Source organism: Facklamia sp. P9177 (genome assembly GCF_050409585.1).
Taxonomy (GTDB): domain Bacteria; phylum Bacillota; class Bacilli; order Lactobacillales; family Aerococcaceae; genus Facklamia.
The window spans coordinates 21,702-33,788 of sequence record NZ_JBNUPE010000001.1 but is presented as its reverse complement, the minus strand read 5'-3'; the positions used below and the strand labels follow the sequence as shown (position 1 = coordinate 33,788).

General features: G+C 34.9%; 12 protein-coding genes. 10 read left to right on the top strand and 2 right to left on the bottom strand.

Annotated elements, in window-relative coordinates:
* Positions 1–39: 39 nt before the first annotated feature.
* Both ACQV18_RS00165 and ACQV18_RS00160 read right to left on the bottom strand, forming a co-directional pair.
* Positions 40–447 carry a transposase gene (locus ACQV18_RS00165; protein ID WP_428873154.1) on the bottom strand — a complete coding sequence of 136 codons (408 nt, stop codon included), beginning with the start codon at positions 445–447 and terminating at the stop codon, positions 40–42.
* A 422-nt stretch (positions 448–869) separates the two neighbouring features.
* Complete coding sequence (locus ACQV18_RS00160; RefSeq protein ID WP_428892398.1) at positions 870–1,121, bottom strand: helix-turn-helix domain-containing protein; 252 nt, start codon at positions 1,119–1,121, stop codon at positions 870–872.
* Positions 1,122–1,496: 375 nt separating this feature from the next.
* On the opposite strand from ACQV18_RS00160, the gene ACQV18_RS00155 reads away from it, so the two are divergent.
* From ACQV18_RS00155 to ACQV18_RS00110, 10 genes are all read left to right on the top strand, one after another.
* Positions 1,497–2,195 (top strand): zinc metallopeptidase, encoded by a 699-nt coding sequence (locus tag ACQV18_RS00155; RefSeq protein WP_428892356.1) that lies wholly within the window; start codon positions 1,497–1,499, stop codon positions 2,193–2,195.
* Positions 2,196–2,215: 20 nt separating this feature from the next.
* Positions 2,216–3,421: a YcjF family protein gene (locus tag ACQV18_RS00150; RefSeq protein ID WP_428892355.1), complete on the top strand. Its 1,206-nt coding sequence runs from the start codon at positions 2,216–2,218 to the stop codon at positions 3,419–3,421.
* A 151-nt stretch (positions 3,422–3,572) separates the two neighbouring features.
* Positions 3,573–4,550 carry a metal ABC transporter solute-binding protein, Zn/Mn family gene (locus tag ACQV18_RS00145; RefSeq protein ID WP_428892354.1) on the top strand — a complete coding sequence of 326 codons (978 nt, stop codon included), beginning with the start codon at positions 3,573–3,575 and terminating at the stop codon, positions 4,548–4,550.
* 23 nt (positions 4,551–4,573) lie between these two features.
* On the top strand, positions 4,574–5,269 hold the full coding sequence (locus ACQV18_RS00140) for a metal ABC transporter ATP-binding protein (RefSeq protein WP_428876081.1): 696 nt from the start codon (positions 4,574–4,576) through the stop codon (positions 5,267–5,269).
* Positions 5,227–6,051 (top strand): metal ABC transporter permease, encoded by an 825-nt coding sequence (locus ACQV18_RS00135; protein ID WP_428873159.1) that lies wholly within the window; start codon positions 5,227–5,229, stop codon positions 6,049–6,051. The genes ACQV18_RS00140 and ACQV18_RS00135 overlap by 43 nt, the downstream gene beginning before the upstream one ends.
* 118 nt (positions 6,052–6,169) lie before the next feature.
* A complete protein-coding gene (gene purR / locus ACQV18_RS00130) occupies positions 6,170–7,000 on the top strand; it encodes a pur operon repressor (protein ID WP_428874163.1) in 831 nt (276 codons plus the stop codon).
* Positions 7,001–7,076: 76 nt separating this feature from the next.
* On the top strand, positions 7,077–8,444 hold the full coding sequence (gene glmU / locus ACQV18_RS00125; protein WP_428874164.1) for a bifunctional UDP-N-acetylglucosamine diphosphorylase/glucosamine-1-phosphate N-acetyltransferase GlmU: 1,368 nt from the start codon (positions 7,077–7,079) through the stop codon (positions 8,442–8,444).
* A 22-nt stretch (positions 8,445–8,466) separates the two neighbouring features.
* Positions 8,467–9,450 (top strand): ribose-phosphate diphosphokinase, encoded by a 984-nt coding sequence (locus tag ACQV18_RS00120; RefSeq protein ID WP_428874165.1) that lies wholly within the window; start codon positions 8,467–8,469, stop codon positions 9,448–9,450.
* 187 nt (positions 9,451–9,637) lie between these two features.
* Positions 9,638–11,029: a sugar transferase gene (locus tag ACQV18_RS00115; RefSeq protein ID WP_428874195.1), complete on the top strand. Its 1,392-nt coding sequence runs from the start codon at positions 9,638–9,640 to the stop codon at positions 11,027–11,029.
* Positions 11,030–11,094: 65 nt separating this feature from the next.
* Positions 11,095–12,066 carry a hypothetical protein gene (locus ACQV18_RS00110; protein WP_428892353.1) on the top strand — a complete coding sequence of 324 codons (972 nt, stop codon included), beginning with the start codon at positions 11,095–11,097 and terminating at the stop codon, positions 12,064–12,066.
* The last annotated feature ends 21 nt before the right edge of the window (positions 12,067–12,087 follow it).

Here is a 12,087-nt window from a genome sequence, read left to right as displayed (position 1 = left end):
ATGTGAACCCATAAACACGAACAATAATATTAAAATTAATTATGCGGCCTGCAACCTATATTCAATAGGTGAAAGGCCGTTTAATTTTTCTTTTAGCCTATGATGGTTATACCAATAAATAGATCTTTTTATTTCTTCAGCTAATTCATCTATACTATCATACTTAACCGCATAAAATATTTCTTGTTTTAGAAGCCCAAAGAAGTTTTCCATAGGCGAATTGTCTAGACAATTAGCTCGTCTTGACATACTTTGTTTTATAGTGTTATCTTCAAGGTTTTTTACCCATGACTTAGGTTGATAATGAAATCCTTGATCTGTATGAACTATTAAATGGTGATCTTGTGGAAGTTTCTTTACAGCATCTTCTAAGGACTTATTGGTAAAATATACAGTAGGTGATATATTTAAATGATATGATATTATTTCACAGTTAAATAAATCCATTATTGGTGATAGTTATAACCTGTTTTCAGAAGATTTAACTTTAAGTTTTGTTATATCACTCACCCATACTTCATTAGCTTTTTCTACTTTGAAGTTTCTATTTAATTTGTTATCTGCTATCCTACCTATTTCTCCTCTATATGAGCTATATTTCATTGTTCTTGTGTGGAATTTTTTACATAGAGGTTTACTAACTTTCATGATTCTTAATACTCTTTTATGGTTAACTCTATCTTGCTTTTCTTTCCATTCGTAGAAAGATGTTCTTGGTAGTTTTGCTATATCAAGCCATATTTTTAACTTAATATCCGGTTTAACTAGCCTATTTCAAGTACTATTTTTGTCTTTTTTTTGTTTGAGATTTTTTCTTTTGAATTAAGTCATCTAACTTTTTTAGATAGAGTATTTCTGCTTCAAGATATTCATTTCTTTGCCTTAGCTCTATTAATTCTTCTCTTTGATTTTTTTAACTTCTTAATTTCATTTGATTTATCGGTGTTTTTAGACATAGTCGTATCCCCATTCTTTATAGGTCTTCCTTCATTAGCATTGAATCCTTCAAAACCTTCTTGTTTATATTTTCTTTTCCAATTAGCAATTATTGAAGGATTATTAATTTTAAAGTACTCTGCTGTTTCTCTATAGGATAGTTCATTGTATTGCCTATATTTTATTACAGATTTTTTAATTCTCCGCTGTATTTAGTTTTAGACATAGATTTTCTAAGTCCATTTTCTCCATACATTTTATCTTGTCTTATCCAATTAGAAACGTTTGAAGCTTTGACTCCAGACCTTCTTGAAAGAAATTTTCTTTCATATCCTTCTTCGATTTCTCTTACTAACTATAATATAAATTCAAAATTATATTTTGCCATACAACCCCCCTAAATCCTTGTTCGGGTTTAAGGGGTCAGTACATTTCTAAATGTTTTTTAATTTAAGTATCAGGACTGGGAAATTTTCATCTAAAAGTTACTAAAATAGAAAACCAAAGGAAGTTTTGATAGAATACTGTTTATAGTGTTTGAACTTTAAAGGAGGAATTCAATGTACCCCTACGGTTTTTATTTTGATTCAACATATATTTTAATACTAATAGGTATGGCTATTGTAATGTATGCTCAATGGAAGGTTAAATCAACCTTTGCTAAATACAGCGAATTAATGAGTGAGCGTAATATAAGTGGACAAGAAGCCGCGGAATTAATTCTGCAAGCAAATCAAATTCAAGATGTGAGAGTTGAAAGAGTAGCTGGGAACTTAACAGACCACTACAGTCCCAAAGAGAAAATCTTAAGATTATCGGAAGCTACTTATAGCAACAGCTCTGTAGCAGCGGTAGCAGTTGCAGCTCACGAGTGTGGTCATGCCGTGCAAGATGCTAAGAACTACCAATTTCTAAAATTAAGATCAGCTTTAGTTCCCGTATCACAATTTGGCTCAATGATTGGTATGCCAATTATCATTTTGGGTTTTCTTTTCCAAATGATGGGATTGGTAACAATTGGTATCATTGCACTATCAACGGCTTTATTATTTCAAATAGTAACTTTACCAGTTGAACTAGATGCAAGTAAACGGGCTTTAATTTCTTTGGAACAGCTAGATATCTTCACTCAAGGGGAGTTGCCCGCTGCTCGTAAAGTTTTGAATGCAGCAGCCTTTACTTATATAGCGGCTACTTTTTCAACGGCTTTACAAATTTTAAGGCTAATAATTTTATCTAATCGCTCGCGTAGGAATTAAGGCATAGATGGAGGCGAATTATGGATTTATGGAAGAAATTTAAGACTAGTCCTTTAAATCTTAACTTAGCACTTGATCTATTAAGGCAAGCAGATCAGGAAGTGGAAAAGATGGAGCCCATTCGCATTTTACTCGCTGGTAAAACGGGATCGGGAAAATCCACTCTTGTGAACGCTCTTTTTAGAGAAAATATTGCTTCAACAGGAGTAGGTCTTCCAGTGACTCAAAAGGTCCAGAAAATAACTAAAAAAGGCTTACCACTAGTTATCTATGATACTAAAGGATTAGAGTTACATTCAAAGTCGCAAGATGAAAGTATCCAACACTTACTTCATTTAGTAAAGGACGCTAAAAAAGGCGATGCGGTAGAGCCTATTCACTTGGTTTACTATTGTATCCATGCGACGATGGCAAGAATTGAACCGCAAGAAATTACCCTAATTGCAATGCTGGCTCAAGAACTGCCGGTTATTGTGGTCTTAACACAAGCAATTGGTGAGGATATTAAAGGCTTTAAAGATTCTGTTAAAAAAGCAGTCCCTCAAGTCCAAGTGGTTATTCCTGTTTTAGCCAAAGACTTTGAATTAGCAGGTGGCCAAAAAATTAAAGCTTATGGCTTAGAAGAGTTGACTAAACATAGTTATGAGTTTGTTCCGGAAGAGGTAGAGAAGGCTTTTATTAATGCCCAACGAGTAGACTTGGCTTTAAAAATAGCTCAATCTAGAAGTTGGGCAAACAAGTATATGAAAACAACTTTTGGAATTGGTCTAACCCCCTTACCGATTGCTGACTCAGCTCTTTTAGTTCCTATCCAAATTACAATGCTAGCTCACATTACTAGTATATTCGGCTTGTCTATCGATAAAAAACAAATTGTTAGTATGATGGCTGGGGTAGGAGGGACAGGTTTAGCGAGTATGGTGGGTAAGTACCTAGCTTCGTCAGCTGCTAAATGGGTGCCAGGAGTGGGATCAGTTACAGGAGGAATGGTTAATGGTTTTACTGCCTCAACTGTTACTCTAGCATTAGCTTATTCATACATTGAAATACTAAAGCAGATAACGCTTGCAGAGAATCAAGGGAAAAAGTTATTACCTAAGGAGATAACAGCTTTGATGCGCAAGACATTTGGTCAGGAGCTCGAAACAATCAGTCATCGATTTCCCGACAAGGTCAAAGATTCATTGCCAGAATGGATGACTAACAGTTTAGATCAATACGAGTAATATCAATTTAGCGGTTTGCCTTCTTAATAGAGGACTTACCGCTTTTTTAGTGAATTATATCTTAAAATTTACCTTGACAAACTTCTAGTAGGAAGATACTATACATAAAGATATATGTAACTATTACTATTTAAACGGAGGGTAAAATAATATGAATAAACTAATGAAAATAATAGCTACTATCTTTTTAAGTCTAGCGATGGTAGGTCATACAACTTTTAAAATTGTTTCTGCACAAGACAGGCCAAAAGTTATGGCCACTTTTTATCCAGTGTACTTTTTGGCTTCAGAAATAGCAGGAGATAAAATGGAGGTTTCTATGCTACTAGATGCCAATCAAGATGCTCACGCTTATGAAGCAAGTGCACAAGCTGCAATTAAAGTTCAAGAAAGTGATCTATTTATTTATCAAGATGATGAAATGGAATTTTTTATAAAGGATTTAATGTCTTTAGTTGATTTAGATACTACCAAAGTTTTAGAATCAACCGACGGCATTGATTTGTTATCCGGTGATGGTGAAGAGCACGATCATGAAGGTGAAGAGCACGATCATGAAGGTGAAGAGCACGATCATGAAGGTGAAGAGCATGGTCACGAAGGACACGTTCATGAATTTGACCCTCATACCTGGTTAGACCCAATGGTTTATAGTCAACAAGCCAAAAACATTAAAGAGGCAATGATAGAAATAGATCCTGATAATCAGAAGGTCTATGAAGAGAACTGTAAGGCTTTGGTTGAAAAACTTGAAGCATTAAATACAGAATTTCAGACTAAATTAAAAGATTTAGAAAATAAAACCATCGTGGTTCAACATAAAGCTTTTAGCTATTTAGCTCAGGCCTATGGTTTAGAGCAAATTTCAATTGGAGGACTTTTTTCAGATCAAGAACCTTCAGCCAAACAAATTGCTGAAATGCAAAAGCTATTAGCAGAAAAACAAGTGAACAAAATCTATGTTGATCCTGCTATTGATTCTAAGATTGCTCAAACAGTAGCAAGCTCTACTAAAGCAGAATTACTGCCCTTAAGAACTTTGGAATTAGTTTCTGAGGAAGAGGCAGCAGCAGGGGAAAACTATTTTACATTAATGCGTAAAAATCTTGAACAACTACTTCAAAATTAGAAACTAGTGTAAGGAGGCCAAAAATGAAGGTGTTATCCGTTAAAAACTTGTCTTTTTATTATGAAGAAGAAAAAGTTTTGAATAATATCACTTTTGATATCGCATCCGGAGAATTTGTTATTTTAACGGGAGAAAATGGAGCGGCTAAGTCAACGTTAGTTAAAAATATTATCGGTCTGTTAAAGCCAGCAACAGGAGAAATAAGTATTGCCAAAAAAAATAAAGCAGGAGATAAGCTATCGTTGGGTTATGTTGCACAAAACATTTCCGCCTTTAATTCAGGCTTCCCTAGCACGGTTCAGCGCTTTGTAGAGTCGGGTCGTTACAGTCAAAATAGATGGTTTAAATCTTTAGATGCTGAAGATTATGAACACGTTGATCGTGCCCTTGAAGCAGTGGGTATGGCGAATATGCGAGATAAATTAATCGGGCAACTTTCAGGCGGCCAAAAACAGCGGATTATTTTAGCGCGCGTTTTTGCATTGGATCCAGATTTATATGTTTTAGATGAACCGACAAACGGTATGGATAGCCAATCACGCCGAAAGTTCTATCAACTTTTGCAACATCTTACCAAGCATCATGGTAAATCCATCATGATGGTGACACATGCTGATGATGAAATTGAAGGCTTCTATGATCGTGAAATTCGCTTAATTAGAGAGGAGGGTTCTCCTTGGAGATGTTTCAGTATGACTTCATCCAACGCGCCTTTATAGCAGGATTAGCCATGTCCTTTATAACACCTATTTTAGGTCTCTTCCTCATTCTCAGAAGGCAATCTTTAATGGCAGATACCTTATCTCATATTTCTTTAGCTGGAGTTGCTTTAGGAATTATACTAGGTATCCAACCTACATACTCGACCATAGTGATTGTTGTGATTGCTTCACTGGGAATTGAGTATCTTAGAACGGTGTATAGACATTTCACTGAAATATCTGTGGCTTTAATGATGTCCACTGGTATGGCTTTAGCCTTGTTTCTTCTAAGCTTTAATTCCAATAGTGGTGTATTTAAAGTAGACCAATATCTGTTTGGATCGATTATCTTAATTCAAGACCAAGAGGTTTATTTATTAATTGGACTAGCGCTGGTGATTTTATGCTTATATCTAATTTTTAGAAAACCACTTTATATTATATCTTTTGATGAAGCTACTGCTAAAACAGCAGGACTGCCGGTTCGTTTTATTTCAACTTGTTTTTCAATTTTAACAGGGGTTGCTATTTCCATTATGATGCCAATTGTTGGTGTTTTATTAGTATCAGCATTAATTGTGATTCCTTCTTCAACAGCTATTAGACTTTCTAGGTCCTTTGAACAAGCAATAGCGATTGGTTTTGTGATAAACATCGTGGGAATTTACTTGGGATTATTCGCTTCCTACAGATTAGACACCCCTCCTGGAGCATCTATTACTTTAATATTTATTTTGATATTCGTTTTAGTAGCTGTTGTTCAAAGCCTACAAAGATACTTACGCAAACATAAGCATTGATAATTTTTAAGAGTTCTAACAGCTGTTAGAACTCTTTTTCGATAGAGATTTTTTGTTGAAAATTCGAACAAATAATGATAAAGTTTGCTTAATGTTTGGAAAAGGAGGCTTTTTATAAATGATAAAAAAATATAAACGAAACCAGCGCTTAATAGCAATTACCCAACAACTAATGAATAATCCCAACCAACTCTTAAACTTACAAGATTTTGCGCATAAATTTCAATGTGCTAAATCATCAATTAGTGAAGATTTGGGAATGGTCAGAGGAGTTTTTGATGAAATGCAACTAGGGCAACTTGAAACATTGACTGGTAAAACAGGAGGTGTTATTTTTCGTCCACATCTGTCGGGAGAGGAAGTTGAAATTATTCAGCGTCAAGTAAAAGAGCGACTCTCTCAAGGTAAGAGAATTCTCCCAGGAAACTATATTTTCGTGAATGACCTACTACAAGATCCGAGTGTTTTAAATCCGATTGCTCAACTTATTGCAGCTAAATATGCAGATAAAGAAATTGATACCATTCTTACCATAGAAGCTAAAGGGATAGGATTAGCAGCGGCAGTAGCATTATATCTAAACAAACCTTATGTTGTGGTACGTCGAGAATCTACCTCTGGAGAAGGATCAACCATTTCGATTAATTATACTTCGGGTTCTACGCAGACTGTTAAGAAAATGGAACTCTCGAAGTCAGCTTTGCAATCGCAAAGTCGTGTATTAATTGTGGATGATTTTCTTCGTAATGGCGGAACATTAACAGGGCTTTTAAATTTAATTGAAGAATTTGATTCGCAAGCAGCTGGAATATGCGTTTTTGCAGAGAATAAGGTAAAAAATCGAATGAGTATTCCAAATTATCACGCTCTTTTTGAAACTCAATTACGTTATAACAATGAGTTAGGTCATTATCAATTGGAAATTGAAGCAGGAAATTTTTTTAATTAGGAAACTGCATAGCCATATGGTCCTTAAATAGATATAATATAAGGGTAAATGTCGCAGATAGAAGGAGTGTGAGTGAATGAAAAGAATGGCGGTTATTTTAGCAGCTGGCAAAGGTACACGCATGAAGTCAGCCTTACCTAAAGTTCTCCATAAAATTAGTGGAATTTCCATGGCAGAACATGTTGTTCGATCAGTCTTGGAAAGTCGTGCCGAGCAGATCGTAACTATTGTTGGTAATGGGGCAGATTTAGTGAAAGAAGAATTAAAAAACCTCACTGATTTTGCTTTTCAATCCGAGCAATTAGGAACAGGTCATGCAGTACTCCAAGCTGAGAATCTTCTGGCAAATGAAAAAGGAAGTACCTTAGTTATATGTGGAGATACACCCTTATTGTCAGGAGAAACATTAACTAAACTCTTTGAGCATCATGAAAGCACAGGTTCAAAAGCAACCGTTTTGACTGCAAGAACCTCAGATCCTACTGGTTATGGTCGAATTGTTCGTGATGATGAAGGCCAAGTTCTTAAAATTGTGGAGCAAAAAGACGCTTCGTCAAAAGAACTTATTATAGATGAGATTAATACAGGGACCTACATTTTTGATAATTTAAGTATGTTTAAAGCTTTGAAATCAGTGAGCAATCGGAATGCCCAGGGCGAGTATTATTTACCAGATATTATTGAAATTCTTCAAAAACAAGGAAAAAAAGTTCATGCTTTTAATATGGATGATTTTGCAGAATCAATTGGAGTGAATGATCGAGTAGCGCTTTCTAAAGCTCAGCAGCTAATGAACCGACGTATCATTACAAATCATATGCGAAATGGCGTGAGCTTTATTAATCCTGAAATGACTTATGTTGAAGCGGATGTAAAAATTGGTGAAGATACGGTGATTGAGGGGGGAGTTCAGCTTAAGGGCGAAACATTTATTGGTAAATCAGTAAGAATTGGTGCCAACAGTGAGATTGTAGATAGCCAAGTAGGGGACTCAGTAATAATTACTCAGTCAGTTATTGAGAAATCAAAGGTTGAAGATAAAGCAAAAATAGGACCTTTTGCGCATTTAAGACCGAATAGCTATTTGGCAGAGGGCGTCCGTATTGGGAATTTTGTTGAAGTTAAAAATTCTCAACTAGGTAAAGATACCAAAGCAGGTCACTTAGCCTATATCGGTGATGCTGAATTAGGAAAAGATGTCAATGTAAGCTGTGGTGTTATTTTTTGTAACTATGATGGTAAAAGAAAATATCGTTCGAAAGTCGGCGATCAAGTATTTCTTGGAAGTAACTCTAATATCGTCTCTCCACTTGAGATTGGGGACCGTGCCTTTATAGCTGCTGGTTCAACTATTATAAAGGATGTTGAAGCGGAAGCCTTAGCTATTTCACGTAGCGAACAGGTTAATAAGTTAGGTTATTGGACTAAATACATCAATAAATAAATTTAAGGAAAGAGGGATTTGGTTGGCAAGTGAACACTATAAGGATCCAAAATTAAAGATCTTTGCATTAAGTTCTAACGAAAAGTTAGCGGCAGCAATTGCAAAAGCTGTTGGAGTAGAATTAGGTGAAATTTCTTTATCTAGGTTTGCTGATGGAGAGATACGTGTAAATATTGATGAATCGACTAGGGGGGCACATGTATATATCGTACAATCGACCTCCTCACCAGTTAATGATAATTTAATGGAATTATTAATTACGATTGATGCTTTGCGTCGCGCATCAGCAAAAACAATCAATGTAGTGCTTCCTTACTATGGTTATGCACGTCAAGACCGTAAAGCACAGTCTCGTGAACCAATTACAGCTAAATTGGTAGCAAATATGTTAGAGCAAGCAGGAGCAGACCGTGTAGTGGCATTGGATTTACACGCTGCCCAAATTCAAGGGTTTTTCGATATACCTGTAGATCATTTATTAGGTGCTCCTTTACTGGCAAATTACTTTATTGATAACAAACTTTTTGGCGATGATGTTGTTGTTGTATCACCTGACCATGGCGGCGTAACTCGTGCACGAAAACTAGCAGAATTTTTAAAGGCACCAATTGCTATTGTTGATAAACGTCGCCCACGTCCTAACGTTGCAGAAGTGATGAGTATTGTTGGAGATGTAAAAGATAAAACAGCAGTGATAATTGATGACATGATTGATACGGCAGGAACAATTACAATCGCTGCTCAAGCTTTGATTGATCGTGGAGCCAAAGAAGTTTATGCCACCTGTACTCACCCGGTTCTTTCTGGGCCAGCTTTAGAAAGATTGCAAACTTCTGTTATCAAGAAGGTAATTGTTACAGACACCATTCTACTGCCTGAAGACAAAAAAATTGATAAAATTGAAATTGTGTCTGTTGCACACTTAATTGCTGAAGCAATTAAACGTATTCACGAGAACCGTTCTGTTTCACCTCTTTTCAATGAAAAATTCACTATCATTGAGTAGACTTTAATTGTAAATTTTTTATTTGAAGCTTAAGCTCGTTCTATCTTTAAATTAGATGGGACGAGCTTAAGTTATTTCAATACAAATATATGAGAGCGTAAAAATTAATCAGACTAAATGTTGATGGTTATTTTTTAAAGAAGTCGGTATAATGAGTAAGAACCAACGGAAAGAAAGAGGTTTTATTATGAACCATCGAAAAGAATGGAATAATTTATTACGCTTTGTTGTAGTTATAATGGGTTCACTGGTATGTCTTTTAGGAATTCTATTATCCTTTTATTTAAAATTTTCAGGCCAAATTCCCTATAGAAATTTTATAGCTTTTGAATCAAGTTATTTCTGGATAGCAATAGGTTTTATTTTGATCAACTTCTTCTTTGGTACCTATATATTTTATAATAAAACTTTAATGGACCTTTTCTACTTTACCATGCTATCTCAATTATTTTTGTCTTTTTTTATGATGGCCGTTACTTATGCTGGGTCTTGGCTAACTTTTCCGCGATCTGTTATTTTACTTAACCTTTTCGTAGGGACAATATTGGTATATTTATTTAATGCTGTAGCTTACATCCTTTATCATCGATTATCTGGCCGTAAAAGAGTTTTAGTCGTAGGGGAGAATAAAAAGGCGTTAAATGCAGTGGTTAATTTTGATAGAATGACCAATCGTAGACATGAGGTAACTCATGTAGTCTTGTCAGATTATTACCAGCGTGTGGTTAAATTATCGGATGCGGTCGATATTGTTTACCTTACTGGTTATATCGAAGAAACAGAACGACTAAAAATATACGATTATTTGATGCGGAATAACAAAAAGCTCTTTTTATCGACTAACTTTGCAAATTTAATGATGGTTAATCCAAATATAATGAGCTTTGAAGATGAAAGTTTAATTGAAGTATCTACTTTTTCAATTGCTTTTGAACAAGCTATTATCAAAAGGACGATTGATATTGCTTCTTCTCTTCTTTTATTAATTTTAGCTTCGCCTATCATGTTAATAACAGCCATAGCTGTAAAACTAGACAGTAAGGGACCAATTTTTTATCGTCAAGTTAGAATTACAAAAGGATCTAAACCTTTCAACATTTTAAAATTTCGTTCAATGACTCAAACGGCTGAAGAAAAATCTGGACCCGTATTAGCTAGTTCTAATGATTCACGAGTGACGAGAGTAGGAAAGTTTATTCGCACTACTCGGATTGATGAACTTCCACAATTAATCAATGTGTTAAAAGGTGATATGTCGCTCGTTGGACCGCGACCTGAACGTCCTTTTTTTGTTAATCAATTTAGTCAAGAAAATGCTTATTATGAATTGCGTCATCATGTACGTGCAGGAATCACTGGCTATGCTCAAGTCTATGGAAAATATGCTACAGACTTTAATAATAAATTAAACTTTGATCTGCTCTATATTAAAAATTACTCATTAGCCTTTGATTTTAAATTGTTGTTTCAAACATTAAAAATATTATTTGATAAGGTTTCTTCAAGAGGTTTAGACCAAGAAGATCTCTGCCAACCTTCATGGAAGGATTTTCAATCCAAAATTCATATTTATGAGTAAGCTATTTCTAGATGTTGTTTATTGTTTATGTTAGGCTTTTGCTAGTAAATTATAAGGAGGATATTATGAATAAACGTAATAAGGTAAAAACACTTTTTTTAATGATAATGGTTAATCTGCTGCTAATCCCTCAGTCTTATGTGAGTGCTCAAGAAACAGTTTCAGATGCTTGGCAAGATGTGGCGGTAAAAGCAAACCAACAAGAATTCCAATCCTTTCATATGGAAGGTACAGTAGGTGTGAAAATTTCCTCGCAAAATATGACCAGTGATTTTGGAAACCTAGAAATTGACGCATTAGTAAATGCTCAACCGATCGCTTTACAAATGGTAGCAAAAATTGTTTCTCCATTTGTAGGTTCAGAGGCTGTAGGTTTTGAAAGCTATGCTAAAGAAGGATTTAATTATATTTACAACACTCAATCTAAAGAGTGGAAGACTTCAGAATGGACGGTATCAGAAGAAGATATCTTAGATAGTCTTCAAGCATCCTTTAAAAATGTATCAAATGGCTTAGTAGAAAGCGAAATGACTTCAGAGGCCAAAACATTTATTGATAAATACTTTGAATTTGAAGAAAAAGGTCAAGATTATCTTTTTAAGTTGAAAAAAGATATTAATGGAGCTAGCTTTTACAATGATTTAGATAAGGCAATCGATTTAAAACAGTTGGTTAAGCAATCAGCTAACAAAGCGATTGAGCAATCAGAAGATCTGGGACAACCCATCGACCGAGAATATGAAGAATCTCTGGGGGAATTCTTGAATCCTGATATGTTTGAAGATTTCTTTAATATGAATCCACAAATGACTGTTACATATGAGAGTGTGACAGGGCTGATAAAGAACTTTTTCTTTATGATTGACACAGACCCTAAAGTTTTTATCGATTCAGTGAGTCAAACAGACCGGTCTAACTTACCAGAGCTTATAAGTATTTCGGCTAATTTTGACTTTGACCAGTATGGTCAAAGCTTTAATATTCAGGTTCCTTTGGAGGCCATGCAAACTTCTGAAGAAAATACCATAGAAGAGTAATTAGTAAAAACCTTTAGTTGA

Excerpts from the sequence above, each read along its gene's own strand:
- ACQV18_RS00140 (WP_428876081.1), top strand. The coding sequence starts at position 4,574 with ATGAAGGTGTTATCCGTTAAAAACTTGTCTTTTTATTATGAAGAAGAA.
- purR (WP_428874163.1), top strand. The coding sequence starts at position 6,170 with ATGATAAAAAAATATAAACGAAACCAGCGCTTAATAGCAATTACCCAA.
- ACQV18_RS00150 (WP_428892355.1), top strand. The coding sequence starts at position 2,216 with ATGGATTTATGGAAGAAATTTAAGACTAGTCCTTTAAATCTTAACTTA.
- ACQV18_RS00115 (WP_428874195.1), top strand. The coding sequence starts at position 9,638 with ATGAACCATCGAAAAGAATGGAATAATTTATTACGCTTTGTTGTAGTT.
- glmU (WP_428874164.1), top strand. The coding sequence starts at position 7,077 with ATGAAAAGAATGGCGGTTATTTTAGCAGCTGGCAAAGGTACACGCATG.
- ACQV18_RS00165 (WP_428873154.1), bottom strand. The coding sequence starts at position 447 with ATGGATTTATTTAACTGTGAAATAATATCATATCATTTAAATATATCA.
- ACQV18_RS00145 (WP_428892354.1), top strand. The coding sequence starts at position 3,573 with ATGAATAAACTAATGAAAATAATAGCTACTATCTTTTTAAGTCTAGCG.
- ACQV18_RS00155 (WP_428892356.1), top strand. The coding sequence starts at position 1,497 with ATGTACCCCTACGGTTTTTATTTTGATTCAACATATATTTTAATACTA.
- ACQV18_RS00110 (WP_428892353.1), top strand. The coding sequence starts at position 11,095 with ATGAATAAACGTAATAAGGTAAAAACACTTTTTTTAATGATAATGGTT.